General features: G+C 57.1%; 17 protein-coding genes. 16 read left to right on the forward strand and 1 reads right to left on the reverse strand.

Going from position 1 to position 20,385, the window contains the following annotated elements; genetic code table 11:
• Nucleotides 1-103 precede the first annotated feature (103 nt).
• Nucleotides 104-517: an alternative ribosome rescue aminoacyl-tRNA hydrolase ArfB gene (gene arfB, locus QC816_RS08410; protein ID WP_085919673.1), complete on the reverse strand. Its 414-nt coding sequence runs from the start codon at nucleotides 515-517 to the stop codon at nucleotides 104-106.
• A 169-nt stretch (nucleotides 518-686) separates the two neighbouring features.
• Between arfB and nfsA the strand changes: the two genes are divergently transcribed.
• The 16 genes from nfsA to QC816_RS08490 all read left to right on the forward strand — a co-directional run bounded on the left by nfsA (nucleotide 687) and on the right by QC816_RS08490 (nucleotide 20,216).
• Nucleotides 687-1,421, forward strand: coding sequence for an oxygen-insensitive NADPH nitroreductase (gene nfsA, locus QC816_RS08415; protein WP_309781595.1), 735 nt, complete (start codon nucleotides 687-689; stop codon nucleotides 1,419-1,421).
• Between the two features lie 457 nt (nucleotides 1,422-1,878).
• Nucleotides 1,879-2,529, forward strand: coding sequence for a TetR/AcrR family transcriptional regulator (locus QC816_RS08420; RefSeq protein WP_309781596.1), 651 nt, complete (start codon nucleotides 1,879-1,881; stop codon nucleotides 2,527-2,529).
• A 33-nt stretch (nucleotides 2,530-2,562) separates the two neighbouring features.
• Nucleotides 2,563-3,498: a TAXI family TRAP transporter solute-binding subunit gene (locus QC816_RS08425; RefSeq protein ID WP_309781597.1), complete on the forward strand. Its 936-nt coding sequence runs from the start codon at nucleotides 2,563-2,565 to the stop codon at nucleotides 3,496-3,498.
• Nucleotides 3,499-3,515: 17 nt separating this feature from the next.
• On the forward strand, nucleotides 3,516-5,495 hold the full coding sequence (locus tag QC816_RS08430) for a TRAP transporter permease (RefSeq protein ID WP_309781598.1): 1,980 nt from the start codon (nucleotides 3,516-3,518) through the stop codon (nucleotides 5,493-5,495).
• A complete protein-coding gene (locus QC816_RS08435; RefSeq protein ID WP_309781599.1) occupies nucleotides 5,492-6,163 on the forward strand; it encodes a 4-carboxy-4-hydroxy-2-oxoadipate aldolase/oxaloacetate decarboxylase in 672 nt (223 codons plus the stop codon). Before QC816_RS08430 ends, QC816_RS08435 begins: the two co-directional genes overlap by 4 nt.
• 22 nt (nucleotides 6,164-6,185) lie before the next feature.
• Nucleotides 6,186-7,265, forward strand: a complete 1,080-nt coding sequence (locus QC816_RS08440; protein WP_309781600.1) for a 4-oxalomesaconate tautomerase — start codon at nucleotides 6,186-6,188, stop codon at nucleotides 7,263-7,265.
• Between the two features lie 22 nt (nucleotides 7,266-7,287).
• Nucleotides 7,288-8,181 (forward strand): amidohydrolase family protein, encoded by an 894-nt coding sequence (locus QC816_RS08445; RefSeq protein WP_309781601.1) that lies wholly within the window; start codon nucleotides 7,288-7,290, stop codon nucleotides 8,179-8,181.
• Nucleotides 8,182-8,231: 50 nt separating this feature from the next.
• Nucleotides 8,232-9,317 (forward strand): amidohydrolase family protein, encoded by a 1,086-nt coding sequence (locus QC816_RS08450; RefSeq protein ID WP_309781602.1) that lies wholly within the window; start codon nucleotides 8,232-8,234, stop codon nucleotides 9,315-9,317.
• 135 nt (nucleotides 9,318-9,452) lie between these two features.
• On the forward strand, nucleotides 9,453-10,655 hold the full coding sequence (locus QC816_RS08455; protein WP_309781603.1) for a DcaP family trimeric outer membrane transporter: 1,203 nt from the start codon (nucleotides 9,453-9,455) through the stop codon (nucleotides 10,653-10,655).
• 835 nt (nucleotides 10,656-11,490) lie between these two features.
• Nucleotides 11,491-11,646, forward strand: a complete 156-nt coding sequence (locus QC816_RS08460) for a hypothetical protein (protein WP_309781604.1) — start codon at nucleotides 11,491-11,493, stop codon at nucleotides 11,644-11,646.
• Nucleotides 11,643-12,545 carry a GTP cyclohydrolase FolE2 gene (folE2, locus tag QC816_RS08465; protein WP_309781605.1) on the forward strand — a complete coding sequence of 301 codons (903 nt, stop codon included), beginning with the start codon at nucleotides 11,643-11,645 and terminating at the stop codon, nucleotides 12,543-12,545. Before QC816_RS08460 ends, folE2 begins: the two co-directional genes overlap by 4 nt.
• Before the next feature lie 106 nt (nucleotides 12,546-12,651).
• Entirely contained in the window at nucleotides 12,652-13,929 is a 1,278-nt protein-coding gene (locus tag QC816_RS08470; protein WP_085919678.1) for an O-acetylhomoserine aminocarboxypropyltransferase/cysteine synthase family protein, read from the forward strand.
• Nucleotides 13,930-14,251: 322 nt separating this feature from the next.
• Nucleotides 14,252-15,823 carry a Re/Si-specific NAD(P)(+) transhydrogenase subunit alpha gene (locus tag QC816_RS08475; RefSeq protein WP_085919679.1) on the forward strand — a complete coding sequence of 524 codons (1,572 nt, stop codon included), beginning with the start codon at nucleotides 14,252-14,254 and terminating at the stop codon, nucleotides 15,821-15,823.
• A 16-nt stretch (nucleotides 15,824-15,839) separates the two neighbouring features.
• Nucleotides 15,840-17,282 carry an NAD(P)(+) transhydrogenase (Re/Si-specific) subunit beta gene (locus QC816_RS08480; RefSeq protein ID WP_085919680.1) on the forward strand — a complete coding sequence of 481 codons (1,443 nt, stop codon included), beginning with the start codon at nucleotides 15,840-15,842 and terminating at the stop codon, nucleotides 17,280-17,282.
• A 126-nt stretch (nucleotides 17,283-17,408) separates the two neighbouring features.
• Nucleotides 17,409-19,175 carry an ABC transporter transmembrane domain-containing protein gene (locus QC816_RS08485; RefSeq protein WP_309781606.1) on the forward strand — a complete coding sequence of 589 codons (1,767 nt, stop codon included), beginning with the start codon at nucleotides 17,409-17,411 and terminating at the stop codon, nucleotides 19,173-19,175.
• 30 nt (nucleotides 19,176-19,205) lie between these two features.
• The gene (locus QC816_RS08490) at nucleotides 19,206-20,216 is read left to right on the forward strand and encodes an aldo/keto reductase (RefSeq protein WP_264824721.1); all 1,011 of its coding nucleotides are present in this window, start codon (nucleotides 19,206-19,208) and stop codon (nucleotides 20,214-20,216) included.
• Nucleotides 20,217-20,385: the final 169 nt, after the last annotated feature.

Raw genomic sequence — 20,385 nt, forward strand, 5'->3', positions numbered from 1 at the left:
GACGCGTCGGTAAGCTTAAAACCCCGCCATGTGCGGGGTTTTTGCGTATCTACCCCGGCGTTTTTGTGTTGAAAAGTGTGCGTGCCGACCGCTCCAGCATGTATCAAAGCGTCACTTTACCCCGCAGATTCTTGGTTTTGCCTTTACGCGTTTTGGCATCCACCCGTTTGCGCTTGGCGGAACGGGTGGGTCTTGTCGGCTTGCGCGTTTTTTGCTGCTTGACCGCTGCGCGAATCAATTCGCGTAGCCTTGCCAGGGCATCTTCGCGGTTTTGCTCCTGGGTGCGATAGCGCTGGGCCTTGATGATGATCACGCCTTCCTGGGTGATGCGCTGATCAGTCAGCGCCAGAAGCCGCTCTTTGTAGAAGGGCGGCAAACTCGAGCGATGAATGTCGAAACGCAGATGGATGGCCGAGGCCACCTTGTTGACGTTCTGGCCGCCAGCTCCCTGCGCACGAATGGGGTGTAGCTCGATTTCCCATTCAGCCAGCTCCACATTGTTGGAAATACGTAGCATAGGACTCCTTGGCATACTGGGTTGATCGTAAAATGTCATAAATGGTTTGACTGGCGACGAGCGTCGCAATCCGTTTAGGGCCTTTTGACGTTTCATCGCGGTGCGAATGAAACGTCAAAAGATCCTATATGTTTATAATAGGTAGTTTTTTTATGCCATGGAGAAGCCGATGAACGACGTTATCAAGCTGCTGACCTCGCACCGTTCGATCCGCAAGTTTGAGTCGCGCGAGATGCCCGACGGATTATTAACTGAACTGATCCGCGCTGGGCAGGGCGCCGCGACGTCCAGCCATATTCAAGCCTACAGTGTGATGCGTGTCACCGATATGGCGAAACGTGAACAGTTGGTCGAGCTAACCGGCGGCCAGGGCTACGTGGCAAGCTGCAGCGAGTTTTTGGTCTTCTGTGCCGACATGAAGCGCCCGCTTGAAGCCGCCGAGCGCACTGGGGAGGAGGACGTCATCAGCGGCATGACCGAACAGTTGCTGGTCGCCACGGTGGATGTATCGCTTGTCGCGCAAAACGTGGCCATTGCGGCGGAGTCGGAAGGGCTCGGCATCTGCTATATCGGCGGGATACGCAATAATCCCCAGGCGGTCAGTGACCTGCTGGACCTGCCGACGCATGTCTACCCGGTATTTGGTATGTGCATCGGCTATCCCGCTCATGACCCCGATGTTAAACCACGTCTACCGGTTGAGGCGGTGCTCAAGGAAAATCATTACAGCGATGACTCTGAGCAAGTCGCAGCCTTCGACCAAACCATGCAAACCTACTATCAGGGCCGTAAAGGTGGCAACAAAGACACGGATTGGTCGCACAACCTGACGCCGTTATTTACCCAAAAGCTGCGTCCGCATATGCGTGAATTTCTGATTGAGAAAGGATTCAAGATGAAGTGAGGCGATCTACATACAAACAGCACCGTCGTGGATACGGATGTTGATTCGCTTCAAGCCCTGCGAACAAACTCGTTGGGCTTTTTGTTTTTATAAGAGCGACGTAGCCTTCGCTGCGATTCGCCACTGTTACCATCAGCTTCTTCCTATATACCTCAAGCGATCATCTTATGACTCGCCAAGTATCTGAGCCATCACATCATAGTGAGGTTTACGCTGAGTAATGGTGAGCATTTACTATCCCTCCCTTCGCCTAATAATACCTTGGATGATGCCGGGCTGAGCGAGTTCCACCATGCTTAACTTTGCGATAAGTCATGAATGGTGAAAACTCGAGAAGCCTCTTGCACTATTCATTACGACTAATGGCTAAGAGGAAAATCATTGATATGCAGCTATCTATTTTGTACAAATGTACAAAATATTGGTACAACTGCCTAAATTGAGGCGTGTAAATTAAGTGAAAACTGTAAACGTAAAAGAAAGAGTGCTTGAGGCCGCGCAAATGTTGTTCTCGAAAAACGGCTATAACGCCGTATCAATGAGAGCGATTGCCAAGGCTGCAGATGCCAATGTTGGCAGCTTGACCTATCACTTTGGTTCGAAGGCGAATTTGCTTCGTGAGATCTACTTGCGACACACCGGACCGATGAATCAGCGAAGAATGGAACTGTTGGGTGAGGCCCTTCGAATCGAAAATAAAGAGACACGGCTGGTTGCCATCCTGCGTGCCTACGTACTGCCTGCGTTCTCGATGTCAGAAAACGGTGTTGGTGGGGGGGCTGAATTTACGCGTATGCGTGCCGTAATGACCGCGGAAGGCAATGAGGACGCCAGTGCCATTATTGCCGATACCTTTGACGAGACCAGTCGTGCTTTTTTACGCGCTATTTCAGGCTGTGTGCCTGATGCAAGTACCGAAGGGCTCTTATGGTGCAGCCAGTTCCTCCTAGGGTCGCTTTATTACGCACTCATCAACCCAGGGCGTGTAACGCGGTTATCCGATGGCGAAGTCGACGGTTCCAACCGAGATGTTGCGATCGACCAACTTGTTGAAGCCAGTTTCGCTAGCTTCAGCAACCTTGCGTCCAAGGAGGACGTAAATCAGTAGCAAACGGAATCAATACAATAACCGGAGTACGACATGAAAATTTATAAAACGCTGCTCAGTGTCGCTGTATGCGCCACCCTTACGACAGGTGCTGCTCACGCCGAGGAACGCATCACGATCGGAACGGGTGGGACCGGTGGTCTTTTCTACGTGATTGGGGCTGGTATTGCCGAAACCCTTAACAATCACATGGAAGGTGCCACCGCACGTGCTGAGGTTACCGGCGCGTCAGTCGAGAATAATCGCCGCGTGTCGATTGGCCAAATGACGATGGGGCTTTCCTCGTCTTCGACACTTTATGAAGCCAAGAATGGTGAAGGTCCGTTTGCGGATAACCCGCAGAATGTGAGTGCCATGGCGTACCTCTATCCTGCCGTGCTTCAGATTGCCACGATCGACGGGACTGACGTCACCGATATCGCCGACTTGGCTGATAAACGCGTCAGCCTGGGCCCCCCGGGGAGCAATGCGTCAGTACTCGCGAAACGGGTTCTGGAAGCCTACGGGGTTTTCGATAGCATTAGCCCTCAGTTTCTCTCCTACAACGAAGGCGTCGGCGCGCTGATGGACAATCAGGTGGACGCGACGATGGTACTGGCGGGAGCACCGACTGCTGCGATCATTGACCTTGATGCACAGCGGAATATGCGCCTGCTGCCCGTCGAAGAGGCTAAGTTGACGGAGATGCTGGAGGATTATCCCTACTACCAGCTATATGACATCCCCGCAGGGACTTATTCAGACCAGACCGAGCCAGTTACGGCTATCAACGATCCGGCCATTCTATTCACCTCAGGCGATGCGTCCGAAGATACTATTTACGGCATCAGCGAAGCGATTTTTGAGCATCTGGATGAGCTAGGTGAAGTGCATCGTCAGGCTAAAGCTATTTCCCTCGAAAACGCTGGCAATACTCCTATCGATCTCCATCCGGGAGCCGAGCGCTTCTTTAACGAAGCCAGCGAATAGGCTTGAGAGAGACCATTATGTTTAACCAGGTGACAGAGAAACTCCTGCTTGACGTTGATGGAGCAGGAAGGCGGGAAAGCGTATTCGTCTCACTGCTTTTTTCCGCGATGGCTATCGCGGTCACAGCCCTGGTCGTATATGGCGCCTATTTTGGTGGTATTACGGCGCTCATCCTGCGTGCCATCTTTCTCTCGATCGTGGCAGGGGCCGGGCTACTCTATGCCGGCCTCCGGTCCAATAATTTGCTGGCCAAGCTAGCATTTTATAGTTTGGCTGCCATTGCATTGATACCAGGTCCCTACATTTGGCAGACCTATATGGACATCATCATGCGTGGTGCCTTATCCACGCTGGTAGATGAGTACATCTTTTTAGGTCTGTTAGTTGCTGTAATTGTACTGGTGCGTGCCTATGTCGGTTGGGCGCTGGTCATTCTGATTGCCGCTGCCTTGGCCTATGCCTGGTTTGGTGATGTTATTCCGGGGAAATACGGCCACAGTGGCTATGACCTTCCCCGGCTGACATCGACACTGCTGCTTTCGACTGAAGGCTTCTACGGCGTTCCCATGGGGGTGGCAGCAGAGTATATCTTCCTGTTTGCCCTATTCGGCGCGTTGTTGACCAAAATTGGTACTGGTGAGGTGTTCGTCGATATTGCCCGCGGCGTAACAGGGCGCATACAGGGCGGCCCGGGTCTCTCTGCCGCGTTATCGAGTACTTTGCTCGGTTCGCTGAACGGTAGCGCCGTCGCCAATGTTGTAACTACCGGCACCTTTACCATCCCGTTGATGAAGCGGGTCGGTTATAGCCCCAAGCTAGCAGCAGCGATCGAGGCGGCAGCCTCGTCCGCCGGCCAGATCATGCCGCCGGTTATGGGCGCCGCCGCCTTTCTGATGGCAGAGATCATTGGGGTACCTTATGCCGAGATCGCCTTGGCTGCCTTGATCCCTGCCTTGCTGTATGTATTTTCCCTCATGGTCGCGGTTTATCTCGAAGCCGGCCGCCTGGGGCTTGCCCGGGATGCCACCGGGGGCTTGAGATATCTAGGTAAGACACTGACGCAGCGTGGCTATTTATTGTTGCCGCTGGTGGCGTTGATTGTCCTTATGGTTCAGGGGCGTTCCCCTACGCAGGCGGCGGTCATTGCCATTGTTGTTGGTCTGCTCATCAGTCCATGGAAAAAACTCACCCGTGTTGGCCTGGTGGATCTTGTCGAGGTATGCAAAAGCACGCTTGAGGCTACTCTGCCCATCGTTGCGGCAGTGGCAGCTGCCGGTACCGTCATCGGTGTTCTTAACCTGACCGGCATGGGCCTAATGGTCTCCAGCTTGATCGTCGAAGTGGGTGGCCAGAATCTTTGGGGAGTTTTGCTGTTAACGGCCTTGGCTTCTTTCGTGCTGGGCATGGGGTTGCCGACATCGGCGGCTTATCTACTGCTCGCTGTTCTGGTTGCTCCGGCCTTGACTCGTCTGGGGATGCCTGCCATTTCAGCGCACATGTTTATCTTCTATTTCGGTCTGGTATCGGCGATTACGCCACCCGTAGCGCTTGCCGCCTATGCCGCAGCGAGTATCGCAGGCGCGCCAGCCAATGCCACAGCAGTTGAATCAATGCGTCTTGGGTTTGTGAAACTGCTGGTGCCTTTCCTGTTCGTCAATATGCCCGGCCTGTTGCTAATCGGCGGTCCTCTGGATGTCGCCATGGCCATCACGCTGGCGTTTCCGGCTGCCTTGGGCATTACAGTCGGCTTTGCTGGCTGGCTGACGCGACCTCTGCTGAGTATCGAGCGGGTGCTGTTGATTCTGGCGTCACTGATGTTGGCCTGGCCGGCCCCCGCGACGAGTTTCGACAGCCTGATTGTTGCCATTCGCCTGATGGGCGCATTGGTCATGGTCGCCGTTCTTGTGCGCATCTTTATGACGCGTTTATCCATTAAGCCCGAGCAACCTGAAGTTGAAGGGTCTCAACAGCCACCGTTAGCAGGGAGAAAATCATGAGTGTCGTCGTCCAGCATATTGAGCGTGTCGACCCTGAAATCATCGCCGGGCTTGCAGAGTGTGGTGTTGCCACGGTGCATGAGGCTCAAGGTCGCAAAGGCCTATTGGCCGCTTATATGCGACCCATCTATTCGAGCACCCGCCTGGCAGCCTCGGCGGTGACGATATCCGCCGCGCCAGCCGACAACTGGATGGTGCATGTCGCCATCGAGCAAGTAAAACCCGGCGACATTCTGGTCCTGGCGCCGACGTCGCCCTCGGACGCCGGTTACTTTGGCGACCTGCTGGCTACCTCAATGCAGGCGCGCGGTGGGAAGGGGTTGATTATCGATGCGGGGGTGCGCGACATCCATGACCTGACGCAGATGCAGTTTCCGGTCTGGTCGAAGGCGATTTTCGCGCAGGGTACCATCAAGGAAACCCTGGGCTCGGTTAATGTGCCGGTGGTGTGTGCCGGAGCGCTGGTCCATCCGGGCGACGTCATCGTGGCCGACGATGATGGCGTCTGCGTGGTGCGTCGCGAGGAGGCAGCTGAGGTATTGAAGAAATCCCGCGAGCGGGAGGCCAAGGAGGAGGAGAAGCGTCAGCGGCTGGCGGATGGCGAGTTAGGCCTGGATATCTATCAGATGCGCGAGCGTCTGAAAGAGAAAGGGCTGCGCTATGTCTGAGGGGACTATGTCTAAGAGGACTGTGTCTGAGGAGACCATCGGCGCTGAAGGCGTTGTATGCATGTGGATGCGGGGAGGCACGTCCAAAGGAGGATTTTTTCTCGCTGAAGATCTGCCCAGCGATAGCCAAGCGCGCGACGCCGTGTTGTTGGCCATCATGGGCTCGCCGGATGCGCGCCAGATTGACGGTATGGGCGGGGGCGATCCGCTAACTTCGAAGGTGGCGGTCGTCACTCGCTCCTCGCGTCCTGACGCCGATGTGGAATACCTGTTCTTGCAAGTCTATGTCGATCAGGCGTTGGTCAGCGATGCACAGAACTGCGGCAATATGTTAGCCGGCGTGGCCCCGTTCGCCCTTGAGCGGGGGTTGGTCCCGTCGCAGGACGGGCATACCGATGTGCGTATCTACATGGCCAATACCGACAAGGTGGCCAAGGCGCGGGTCGCCACGCCTGGCGGTGCGGCCACCTACCGGGGCGATAGCCAAATAGATGGGGTGCCGGGCAGCGCCAGCGCCGTGCTGATCACCTTTGAGGATACCGCTGGTTCGAGCTGCGGTGCATTGCTGCCCACCGGCCACGTGGTTGACGAGATTGAGGGCGTGGAGGTGACCTGTATCGACGATGGGATGCCTACCGTGCTGCTACGCGCAGAGGATTTCGGACTCAGTGGGCAGGAGTCGAGGGCTGATCTGGACGCTGACACAGCGCTCAAAGCCCGCTTGGAGAGCATTCGTCTAACCGCCGGGCCGATGATGAATCTGGGGGATGTCCGCGACAAGACCGTTCCCAAAATGACCCTTATCAGCCCGCCCCAAAGCGATGAAGGGTGCGTTTCTACCCGCACCTTCATTCCTCATGGCTGCCACGCCTCGATCGGTGTTCTGGGGGCTGTGTCGGTGGCCACGGCATGTGCTTTGCCGGGCTCGGTGGCCGACGCGTATGCCCGAGCGCCAAGCGATTCCAATCACCCCCTTCAAATAGAGCATCCCAGCGGCCAGACGGCGGTCGTTTTGCACCGAGACGGCGACGGCAACGTGACGTCCGCGGCTATCGTGCGTACGGCGCGCAAACTGTTCGACGGTCGGGTTTTTCCGTATTGACGTTATGTGTAATGGAGTTTTTATGAGTCCCGACTATCTACCTTTCCACCCGACCCCCCGGAAACCGTCGTTCCGGGCTCCCTGCGGAGCCGTGGATGCGCACTGTCATGTGTTTGGGCCGGAGAAAGAATTTCCCTATTCGCCACTGCGCAAATATACCCCGTGCGATGCAGGCAAAGAATATCTGTTCGCCTTGCGTGACCATCTCGGCTTTTCGCGCAACGTGATCGTCCAGGCCTCGTGTCATGGTACCGATAATCGGGCACTTATCGATGCGCTGAAAGCCGCGGGTGATCGGGCGCGCGGTGTTGCAGTGGTGGATGTTGATGTGGATGAGGGGAGTCTACGCGAAATGCACGAAGCGGGCGTGCGTGCTGTGCGGTTGAACTTCGTCAAACGTCTGGTCGATAGCCTCTCCTGGGATGACTGCTTGAACATAGTCGAAAAAATCAAACCGCTAGGCTGGCATGTGGTGGTTTATTTCGAGGCACCGGACCTTGAAGAACTCAAGCCGCTATTGCAGCAAATAGAGACCATCATCGTGATCGACCATATGGGCCGTCCGGATGTTGCTCGTGGTGTGGAGCATCCTGACTTCCTCAACTTCATCAAGCTCCTCGACGAGAACGACAACATCTGGACCAAGGTCAGCTGTCCCGAGCGGCTCACTCAGCAGGCGCCCGACTACAGCGATGTGGTGCCTTTTGCGCGGGCGCTGGTCGAACGCTTTCCCGATAGGGTGCTGTGGGGGACCGACTGGCCTCACCCAAATATGGCCTCCCATGTCCCTGACGATGGAGCGCTGGTCGATGTGATTCCAAACATCGCGGTTAGCGAACAGCAGCAGCGCTCCCTGCTGGTCGATAATCCAACCCGCCTTTATTGGCAAGGGCGATCATCGGGAAAGCCAACGTAAGCATTTAAAACGGATTGCTATTAAGGCGTCGTGATACGAGTGACGACGCCATGGGTGCCCCTTGGCCAAAAACAAGGTCAGCCTCTTTAAAACACTGGAGAAATGTCATGATCATCGACTGTCATGGGCACTACACAACGGCCCCCGATAAACTCGGCGAGTTCCGCGATGGACAGCGCAGCGCACTTTCGCAAGATCCGAATCACCAAGCCGCTAAAGGTAAGCTTGATATCAGTGATGACGAGATCCGTGAAAGCATCGAGAACAACCAGCTTAAGCTGCAGCGCGGGCGCGGGACCGATCTGACGATCTTTTCACCTCGGGCTAGCTGGATGGGCCACCATCTTGGCAATGTCAGCACCAGTATCGCCTGGACAGAGCATTGTAACGACCTGATCAAGCGAGTGGTTGATCTCTTCCCTGCCAATTTCGCCCCGGTTTGTCAGCTGCCGCAAAGCCCATGTGTGACACCGGAAGCGTGCGTGGCTGAGCTCGAGCGTACCGTTAATCAAATGGGGTTTATTGGCTGCAATCTGAACCCAGATCCGTCCGGCGGATTCTGGAGGGATAAGCCGCTGCATGACCGCTTCTGGTATCCCATTTATGAAAAAATGGTGGAGCTTGATATTCCCGCCATGATTCATGTCAGCGGTGCCTGCCATGACTGCTTCCACACCACCAGTTCGTACTATTTGAGCGCCGATACCACCGCCTTTGTACAGCTGATGATGTCGGATTTGTTCAAAGACTTCCCCGATCTTAAATTCATTATTCCACATGGCGGCGGCGCCGTTCCCTACCACTGGGGGCGTTTTCGCGGTATGGCCCAGGACATGAAACTGGGTGATCTCGAAGACAGGGTGCTTAACAACATCTATTTCGACACCTGTGTCTACCACCAGGAAGGCATCGATCTGCTGTTGGATGTTATCCCCACCAAGAACATCTTGTTTGCTTCAGAAATGATTGGCGCCGTACGTGGTATCGACCCAAGGACCGGGCACTATTTCGATGATACCAAGCGTTATATCGACGCCAACCAAGCGTTAAGCGACGCACAGAAGGAAATGATCTTCGAGAAAAATATACGTCGTGTTTTTCCGCGGCTAAGTAACGCGCTAAACAAGGCTACCTAAGAGAAGCCAGGGTTAACCTGTCTTTTAATATCAATTTTATATAGGGGGAGTGCTCATACCGATAAATAAACGCTAACGATGTGTCTTGCTAATCATTAATTTAAATACAACTACGTATAACAAAAGGGGCATGCAATGCTTCAGACAATTTGTAATAAAAAAATCCTATCAAGCGCTAGTTTACTGGCATCCGGACTGTTCTTTTCAGCAGGGGCTGCTGCCATAGATTTTCAGGCGGGTGAAACCAATGTCTCGGTGTACGGCTTTGCCAAGCTCGATATGCTTTATGACACTGGGGATGTTAGCGCAGGGGCTAAGGGCATGGGCGACTCTGTCAACTTCAGTAACATTGCCCTTAACGGTCAAGCCTCCAGAAGCGGTCACTCGAATCTACATGCCAACGAATCCAGGCTGGGTGTTAAAACACGCACGCCAACAGAGCGTGGCGATTTGTTGGTTAATATTGAAGGTGATTTTTGGACAGGTAATTTACGTTTACGCCACGCCTATGGCTCGTGGAATGGTATAACGGCAGGCCAAACGTGGAGTAACTTCCATACCTTCGCCAGCACGACACCAACACTCGACTTCACCGGGCCAGCGGGGCGGGATTCATTTCTACGTCAGGCCCAGCTGCGCTATAGCTGGGACAATGTGCATGTTGCTTTGGAAGACCCTAGTGGCGCTATGTCAGGTAGCTCCTTCGATGGTGGCTATCGCGGCGAATCAGGCGGGCGTTCCATTGCGGGAACCGATGTGGACCGGAAAGATAGCCTTCCTGATCTGACGCTTCGCTATGAGTCGGGCTTTGACAACGTCAAATACTCAACGGCTGCTCTATTACGCCAAGTGGCGCTAGACGATGGGCAAACGGATGATTCGGCTACTGGCTGGGGTGCGTTCTTGGCTGGGAGTATTGAGGTCGCTCCGGGCACGACACTGCGAGGCCAAGTCACCGCTGGGGATGGTCTGGGCGCGTATATGAAGCTGAACCCTTCGCCTGCAGCCTATCGCGTGGGTGATGATCTGGAGACTATCTTCTCGTGGGGCGGTACGCTGGGTATCAGTCATGATGTTGGCCCAGGCACACTGAACTTGGCCTACTCCTATGTTGAGGCAGATTGGGATGACGCTATTGAAGACGGTGTCTCGCTGTCAAACGGCCCTAATGGAAGTGCATATGATAGCGAACGTGACCTGATTCACCTCAATTATATGTGGAACCCCACCGAACGGGTTACTTATGGAGTTGAGCTATCGCACGCCATGCGCGAATCAGTGGATAACCGCGAGGGCGACATCACCCGCCTGCAAGGTAGCGTAATTTATCGCTTCTAACATGCCTGTTGTTGGACACCCCTGGCTTGTTTTAAGCGTGTTGGGGCATGCAGTTGGCAGCGTAAAACTACTCCAAAAGGCCCTGCGATGCGCAGGGCCTCATTGTTGTGGTGCGCCAGGCTTGGCGCGCGGCGCCTTGACTGGCGCTGTTCCCTCAGGATGACTTGGGGGTGAAAGTCCCGCTGCACGCCCGGCAAGGGGAAGTGCTAGCCGACGTCAAGGGTGTCCCTCGCGAGAGGGAATCTGAAGGAAACCCAAGCCAAAACGCTGGCCTGACGAACAGGAGGCGGATACGAGGCGTCATGGCGGGGTGAGATGGCCACAATCATCAAAGCCCAGTACTTGCACGGAACGCCATGACGTAGATCCGACAGACATAAGCGGGAAAATCGTGCGTCTTACCCTGGGAGGCCTGGTGGTCTGCAACAGTGCTGCCAGCGTCGAGAGGCGACGGGATGGACCACCATACATCAGCCTAAGCCACTGCTTCTGCTACTACGCCGATGACGTATAAGTGTATGTCAAAAGTCAGAGAGCAGGTGAGCGTGTCATGGACAGCTTGAGTGAGTATCTGGAGAACTCACTTCGGCTGACGGTCAATCGCAGCAAGAGTGCGTTGGACCGCCCATAGCGACGCGGCTACCTGAACTATAGTCTCACTTGGCACAAAAAGTCGAGACTGACGCTTGCCAAAGCCCGTCCTGCGAGGATGGCCCCACTACTTCAGCCCGTCTGATGTTCAGGCTCACCGCTAAACTCTGCATTGAGGCGAAAGAGCGCCAGGAGCAGCAAGAGCACCATTATCGCAAAGCGCGCTGGGAATAAGGCGTTATACATGACCCCTCATCTATTCCACCCGCTTGTGCTCCTGCCAGCCAGCAGTGTGGGAGACCGCATATCACGCTTTGTGTTTATTACCCAAAACGTGGCGCACGACACCGTGGCCGAGCTTTACAACTTCTTCAACTCATCTCAAGAGGTAGCTCAATGACCGTTTTAACCTTACCCGATATCGCCAGCCAAACTACTCGCTTACCGAGTACCTTGACCTGGGTGGGCATGGAGGGCATTGCGCTACCTGCACAGTTGGGTACTCGCATCGTGATAGTCAAACTGGACGCAGGGGTGAGCCTTGATGATAGCGAAGCGCGCGGTATCCATATGTCGCGGCTGTATTTGGCGCTGTCACCGCTTGAGGACGCACCGCTTACCTTGCCAGCCGTGAAAGACATATTGAGCGCGTTTTTAACTAGCCAGGAGGGGTTATCCCAGCATGCGTACCTGAATGTGGAAGGTGAACTGCCGCTCAAGCGGCAAGCCCTTATTAGTCCGCTCGCCGGGTGGAAAAGCTACCCCTTTTCACTGTGCTGCCAATTAACGCCTGATGGTTTTCAGGCTGAGCTAGGGGTGACGGTGGGCTATTCATCCACATGCCCCTGCTCGGCGGCGCTGGCGCGGCAGTCTATCCAGCAAGCCTTTAAGGAGGATTTTTCGGAAATTCCGTTAACCCAATCGGCGGTACTGGCATGGCTGGGCAGCGAAGAGGGTATATTAGCCACGCCCCACAGTCAGCGCAGCTTTGTCGAGTGTTCGCTGCGTTTAGCAGAAGGCGAAAACGATGAATTGCCCATTGCAGACTGGTTGGAGGGTACGATTGATCGTATCGAAACGGCGCTAGGCACCGCACTGCAAACCGCGGTGAAACGTATCGACGAGCAGGCCTTCGCCCTCGCCAACGGGCAAAACCTGATGTTCTGCGAAGACGCGGCACGGCGGGTCGATAAAGCCCTGCGGCAAGCACCGGGTGTAAGCGGTTTTCAGCTCAAGGTCGTGCATGCCGAGAGCCTCCACGCCCACAATGCGGTGGCACGCAGCGAGTGGAATGGGTAAATGTGACCGGGCGCTTGCTACTAGACGCTAAACGATTATTGGCCTTCCGTGCGGTGCTTGTTTAGGATCAGTAACGAACCTCAATAAAAAATAGCGAGCCGTCCTCATGAAGCCAGAAACCATTGCTCTCCACCATGGCTATTCGCCCGATTCCCAAAACGCCGTGGCGGTGCCGATTCATCAAACCACGTCGTTTTCCTTTGACAATGCGCAGCACGCGGCGGATCTGTTTGATCTTAAAGTGGAAGGCAACATCTACTCGCGCATCATGAACCCCACCTGTGCCGTGTTGGAACAGCGGGTCGCTGCGCTGGAGGGCGGTATCGCCGGGCTGGCGGTGGCGTCGGGGATGGCGGCGATCACCTATGCGATCCAGACCATCGCCGAAGCGGGCGATAACATTGTTTCGATCAGCGAGCTGTATGGCGGCACCTACAATCTGTTCGCCCACACCTTGCCACGCCAGGGTATTCAGGTGCGTTTTGCCGACAAGGACGATATCCAAGGCATCGAAGCACTGATCGACGAGCGAACCAAAGCGGTTTTCTGCGAAAGTATTGGTAACCCCTCGGGGGGAGTGGTCGACCTGGCGAAGCTCGCCGAGGCGGCTCATCGTCACGGGGTGCCGGTGATGGTCGATAACACCACCGCGACGCCGTTCCTGTGTCGGCCGATTGAACACGGGGCGGATATCGTCATCCATTCCGCCACCAAATATATCGGTGGCCACGGCACCACCGTGGGCGGCGTGATCGTGGATTCGGGCACCTTCCCCTGGGCCGCGAACGCCAATCGCTTTCCTCTACTCACTGAGCCCGATGTCTCCTATCACGGCGTGAGCTATACCCGCGATGTGGGCGATGCGGCCTTTATTGCGAGGGCCCGTGTCGTGCCTTTGCGCAATATGGGCGCGGCGCTTTCTGCCCAGGCGGCCTGGAACCTGCTTCAGGGGCTAGAAACCCTGTCACTTCGCATCGAACGCATCTGTGCGAATGCCCTGGCCGTTGCCAAGCACCTGGAAAGTCACCCATTGGTCACCTGGGTGCATTATGCCGGCTTGGAAAATCACCCCGATCACGCGCTGGCCAAGCAGTACATGAACGGCCACGCCTCGGGGATTCTCAGTTTCGGCATTGAAGGGGGCCAGGCCGCCGGTGAGCGCTTCTACGATGCCCTGGCGCTCATTCTGCGGCTGGTCAATATCGGCGATGCCAAGAGCTGTTCTTCCATTCCGGCGTCGACCACGCACCGCCAACTGAATGAGGAAGAGCTCAAAACCGCTGGTGTCACACCGGATATGGTGCGCCTGTCGATCGGTATTGAGCATATCGACGACCTGCTGGCGGATATTGATCAAGCGTTGGCGGCCTCACAAGGGTCGTGACGCTAATGGAAGCGAGCATGACGCTCCCACGTCAAATGGCTGTACCCTAAGCTTTATGCTGATAGGTGGCTTGATCAGAGTTTTGTGAGCTTGCTAACGAATTTAGACGTTGTCGGGGCCATCATGCACACTGGTCTGGGTCCATGTTGTAATTAAACAACGCAGTTGAATCAAAGGTTGAATAGTATCTGGCGATGATGGCGTTAGATCCTAGGCGGCTGAGAAGCGCTTTGACTAACGTCGAAAATGGACAGTGCCCAACGTTTGACCCGCGGCACTGCAGGAAGGTAAAGCTTACGTCATACAATAAAGGAGAATGCGAGTGAAAATAGGCGCACCGAAAGAAAGTGCCCGGGGGGAGGCGCGCGTCGCGCTCACCCCCGAGAGCGCCCAACATATTCAGAAGCTGGGCCATGAGTGCCTGATTGAAGCTGGCGCCGGTGAGGCGGCGGGCTTTAGTGACGCCGCGTATCGCGACGCGGGCGTGAGCGTTGTAGACGGCGCTGATGCGCTGTGGCGCGACGCCGAGGTGGTCATTAAAGTCCGCGAGCCTTCCGATGACGAAGTCAAGCAGCTGCACGAAGGTCAAACCCTGATTACCTTCTTCTGGCCAGCGCAAAACGAAGCGCTGCTGGAAGCCTGCAAGGCGCAGGGTGCCACCGTGGTGGCGATGGACATGGTGCCGCGTATTTCCCGGGCACAGAAGATGGACGCGCTATCGTCCATGGCCAATATTGCGGGTTACCGTGCCGTCATTGAGGCAGGCAACAACTTCGGCCGCTTCTTTACCGGTCAGGTCACCGCCGCCGGCAAGGTCCCGCCTGCCAAAGTGCTGGTGGTCGGCGCTGGCGTGGCGGGCTTGGCGGCGATCGGTACGGCAACTAGCCTGGGCGCCGTTGTGCGCGCCTTTGACGTGCGCCCCGAAGTGTCTGAACAGATTGAATCCATGGGCGCCGAGTTCCTGTTCCTCGAATTTGACGAAAGCCAGGACGGTTCCGAAAGCGGTGGTTACGCGGCACCTTCCAGCCCCGAGTTCCGCGAAAAACAGCTTGAGTGTTTCCGCGAGCAGGCGCCGGATGTGGATATCGTGATTACCACCGCGCTGATTCCCGGTAAGCCAGCTCCCAAGCTGTGGCTTGAGGATATGGTTGCCGCGATGAAGCCCGGCTCGGTGATTATCGACCTGGCAGCCGAGAAAGGCGGCAACTGTGACCTGACCAAGCCCGACGAGCGTGTGGTGAGTGATAACGGCGTGGTCGTGGTGGGTTACACCGATTTCCCCTCGCGCATGGCCACCCAGGCGTCGCTGCTGTACGCCACCAATATCCGTCATATGCTGACCGATCTCACCCCCGAGAAAGACGGTGTGATCAATCACAACATGGATGACGACGTGATCCGTGGTGCCACCGTCGCGCATCAAGGCGAGATCACCTTCCCGCCGCCGCCGCCCAAAGTGAAAGCGATTGGCGCGGCTCCGCCGAAGAAGAAAGAAAAGGAACCGACGCCGGAGGAGAAAAAAGCCGCCGAGCATGCGGCGTTCAAGGCTCAGACCAAGCGACAGGCAGGCTTGTTGGCGATAGGTGGTGCCCTCATGCTGCTGCTTGGCCAGGTGGCGCCCGTCTCGTTCATGCAGCACTTCATTGTGTTTGTATTGGCCTGCTTTATCGGTTTCCAGGTGATCTGGAACGTCAGCCACTCGCTGCACACGCCACTCATGGCGGTGACCAACGCAATCTCGGGCATCATCATTCTCGGCGCTATCCTGCAGATCGGCACGAGTAGCGTGATCGTCGGCATATTAGCCGCCATTTCGGTGCTGATTGCGACCATTAATATCGTGGGTGGCTTCCTGGTGACACGCCGGATGCTCGCCATGTTCCAGAAATCCTAAGCAGCGGAGAAACGATATGTTAGGTCAAGGATTCGTATCTGCTGCGGCGATCGCGGCAAGTGTTTTGTTTATCCTCTCATTGGGGGGGTTGAGTAACCAGGAGAAAGCCAAGCGAGCGGTGTGGTACGGCATCGTCGGCATGGCGGTAGCGGTGTTCTTCACTGCCTTTGGCCCCGGTATCGGTGGCTACTGGTGGCTGATTCCGATGATGATTATCGGCGCCGCCATCGGGGTATACCTGGCTAAAAAGGTCGAGATGACCGAAATGCCCCAGCTGGTGGCCGCACTGCATAGTTTTGTCGGTCTGGCCGCGGTGTTTGTTGCCTGGAGCGCGGATCTGGAGCGCCGCCGGGTGATGGCGGCACAGGCCGCCGATGGCGCGATGCAGGAGTTTTCCGCCTTTGCCGCGCTGGTGGCGACCAAAGCCCCCGATGAGCTGATGTTCCTGCAGATCGAGGTGGTGCTGGGGATCTTCATCGGCGCGGTGACCTTTACCGGCTCGGTAATCGCCTTTGGCAAGCTGGCTGGCAAGGTTGACGGTAAGCCGAAGCAGCTGCCGGGTGGGCATATGCTCAACGCCGGGGCAGCGGCGCTGTCGCTTCTGCTGGCGATCATGTACCTCAACGGCGCGGGCTTCTGGACGCTGATCCTGCTGGCAGCGCTGGCTTTCTTTATCGGCTATCACCTGATCATGGGCATCGGCGGGGCGGACATGCCGGTCGTGGTCTCCATGCTCAACAGCTACTCGGGCTGGGCGGCAGCTGCCATCGGTTTCACGCTATCCAACGACCTGCTGATCGTCACCGGCGCACTGGTGGGCTCATCGGGTGCCATTCTCTCGTATATCATGTGCAAGGCGATGAACCGTAACTTCATCAGCGTGATCCTGGGCGGCTTTGGCGGCACCCAAGGGCCGGCCGCCGAGATCGAAGGCGAGCAGGTGGCGATTGATGCAAACGGAGTAGCCAGTGCCTTGAACGACGCCGACAGCGTCATTATCGTGCCGGGTTACGGCATGGCAGTGGCGCAGGCGCAAACCGCCGTCAGCGACCTGGTACGCAAGCTTCGTGCGGCGGGTAAGGAAGTCCGCTTCGGTATTCACCCCGTGGCGGGACGTCTGCCGGGGCATATGAACGTGCTGCTCGCCGAGGCCAAGGTGCCGTACGATATCGTGTTGGAAATGGATGAAATCAATGATGATTTTGCCACCACCGACGTCGTCATCGTTATCGGTTCCAACGACATCGTCAATCCGGCTGCCGAGGAAGACCCCAACAGCCCGATCGCTGGCATGCCCGTGTTGAAGGTCTGGGAAGCCAAGCAGGTGTTCATCTGCAAGCGTGGCCAGGGCACCGGCTACTCGGGGATCGAGAACCCGCTGTTCTTCAAGGAAAACAGCCGCATGTTCTACGGCGACGCCCGCGACAGCATCAACTCGCTACTGCCGATGGTCGAATAGGTCGACCCACGCAGATAACGATTCAGAACGAAGCCCGCGAGCCATCGCGGGCTTTTTTATGCTGTGCAGGCCCTCGATACGCCTGCTATGGTCATTGACCGCCTTCTTTTTCGAGCACTCGCTACCATGAACCAACGCCCTGACCCCCGCGTGCTGCTGCGCCTGCTGGGGCTGCTTCGCCCCTATCGGGTGCGGCTGGCCCTGGCAGGCCTGGCGCTTTTGTTGGCCTCGGGGAGCGTTCTGCTGCTGGGCAACGGACTGCGTCTGGTGATCGATCGTGGGTTTCTGGCTGCGAATCAGCAGGCGCTGGCCCAATCGCTGGCGCTGATGCTGGCCGTGGTGACGGTACTGGCGCTGGCGTCCGCGCTACGCTACTACCAGGTGACCTGGATCGGCGAACGGCTGGCGGCCGACTTGCGCCAGCGCGTGTTTGACCATTTGCTGACCCTGGAGCCGAGCTTTTTCGAGAGCGCAAGCGACGGCCGCGCCGCTGGTGAGATCGCCTCGAGGCTGACGGCGGATACCAGCGTCCTGCAAAGCCTGTTCGGCTCGTCGGTGTCGCTGGCGCTGCGTAACCTGGTCATGCTGGTAGGCGCCGTGGTGCTCATGCTGGTGACCCAGCCGTGGCTGTCGGCGATGGTGCTGATCGGCATTCCGGCGACGCTGTTACCTATTGTGTGGTACGGCCAGCGTGTCAGGCGGCTGTCGCGCACCAGTCAGGATCGGGTGGCCGAGCTTGGCCGCTATGCCGAAGAAGCGCTGAGTGGCATCCAGACGCTTCAGGCGTTTACCCACGAGCCGGTGGATAAGACGCATTATAGCGAGCGTGTAGAGCAAGCTTTCTCCAGTGCCGTTGAACGCACCCAGCAGCGCGCCTGGCTGACCGGCATCGCCATGCTGGTGGTATTCACCGCCGTGGGCTTGATGCTCTGGCAGGGCGGTCAGGCCGTATTGGCCGGCACCATGAGCCCCGGTGAGCTCTCGGCGTTCATCTTCTACGCGGTGCTGGCGGCAGGAGCGATTGCCACCCTGGCCGAAGTGGCAGGCGACGTGCAGCGTGCGGCGGGGGCGGCGGAACGCCTGCTGGAGTTGCTCGATACCCAACCCAGGATCCAGTCCCCCGTGCCGCCGCAAGCCCTGCCCAGACCATCGCAGGGCGATATTGCGCTGGAAAACTTAAGCTTCACCTATCCTGGCCGCGAAACCCCGGCGCTGGTTGACGTTGACCTGCATATTCAGCCGGGCGAACGGGTCGCCGTGGTGGGACCCTCGGGGGCCGGTAAAAGTACCTTGCTGGCCCTGTTGCTGCGTTTTTACGATCCAAGTCAGGGGCAAGTCACCCTGGATGGCTACGATATCCGCACCCTGGATCTGGAGGCCTTGCGCCGTGTCATGGGGCTTGTGGCGCAGGCGCCGGTGCTGTTCAGTGGTACGGTGGCCGAGAATCTACGCTATGGTGACGCTGAAGCGAGTAATGAAAGGCTACGCATGGCAGCCCAGGATGCCAGCGCTCTGGACTTTATCGATGCGCTTCCGCAAGGTTTCGATACGCCCCTTGGCCCTGGAGGCGTGCAGCTTTCCGGCGGTCAACGTCAGCGCCTTGCCATCGCCCGGGCGCTGCTCAAAGATCCTGCCGTGCTGTTGCTGGATGAAGCCACCAGCGCGCTGGATGCGGAAAGCGAGCGCCTTGTCCAGCAGGCGCTGGATCGGCTGATGGTCGGGCGCACCAGCATCGTCATTGCCCACCGGCTGGCCACAGTGATCGCCGCGGATCGCCTGCTGGTGTTCGACGGCGGGCGGTTGGTGGCGGCGGGAACGCACCGCGAGCTGATCACGACCAGTGGGCTCTATCGCCATTTGGTCGCGTTGCAGTTTGGTGGTGAAACGTTATAAAACAGTTGCGTGATCAATACGGGAATTGCCATGTCGAGTTTTCTTCAACGCCTCCGCGCCGTCCGCGCCCCTTCGATCGGGCTTGGCTGCATGAACCTTTCCCACGGCTACGGTCAGCAAGTGCCCGAGCCGGAGGCGCTGCGCGCCCTCGATTCAGCGTTCGATATGGGCTATCGCCACTTTGATACCGCCACGCTCTACGGCGCCACGGCCAACGAAACGCTGCTTGGCCGCGCGCTGAAGGGGAAGCGTGAGCAGGTGCTACTGGCCAGCAAGTGCGGCATGGCGATTGGCCCCGAGACAAACAAGCGGGTGATCAATGGGCACCCCGACACGCTGCGTCGCCAGTGCGAGGCCAGCCTTAAACGTCTGCAAACCGATCACATCGATATCTATTACCTGCACCGCCTCGACCGCCAGGTGCCGATCGAGGAAAGCGTCGGGGCGCTGGGCCGTCTGGTGGATGCGGGCAAGATCGGCGGGGTGGGGCTTTCCGAAATTTCCGCGGCGACGCTGCGCCGTGCAGTGACGGAATACCCCATTGCCGCCGTGCAGTCTGAATACTCGCTGTGGACGCGCAATCCCGAGATTGCCCTGCTAGAGGCCTGCCGGGAGACGAACACGGCCTTGGTGGCGTTCAGCCCGCTGGGGCGCGGGTTCCTGGCCGAGGCGATCAGTGACCCGGCGAGCTTGCCCGAGGGCGACATGCGCCGTCATATGCCGCGCTTCAGCCCGGATAACTTTGCCCATAACCGGGAGTTGCTCGATGACGTCACACGGCTTGCCAAGCGTCTAGGTGTTACCTCTGCTCAGCTGGCGTTGGCGTGGGTCAATGCCCAGGGCGCCGACGTCATTCCGATCCCCGGTTCCACCTCGATGGCCCATATGCGCGATAATCTCTCGGCCGAGACGCTCTATCTGGATGCCGCCACCTGTCAGCAACTCACCGCGATGCTGACGCCCGAGCAGGTCGCTGGCGGGCGCTACAGCGACGCCCAGCAGGCCGACATCGACACCGAAGAGTTTACCGTCAACCGCTAGGCGAGTGTGCTTGACGGGTGAGTCATATTGCTTATAGGTCAAGGCTATTAAATCATTGGTTAAATGCAAATTGAGACTATGGCGATAGTGGTCTAAAACATTAACAAGACAAATGCGGTGTTGGCGGGGTCATATACGACTAGCGAGCACCCATCGATGGTTGTGCTGG

The sequence above is a fragment of the Vreelandella janggokensis genome (assembly GCF_031451615.1).
Classification (GTDB): Bacteria; Pseudomonadota; Gammaproteobacteria; order Pseudomonadales; family Halomonadaceae; genus Vreelandella; species Vreelandella janggokensis.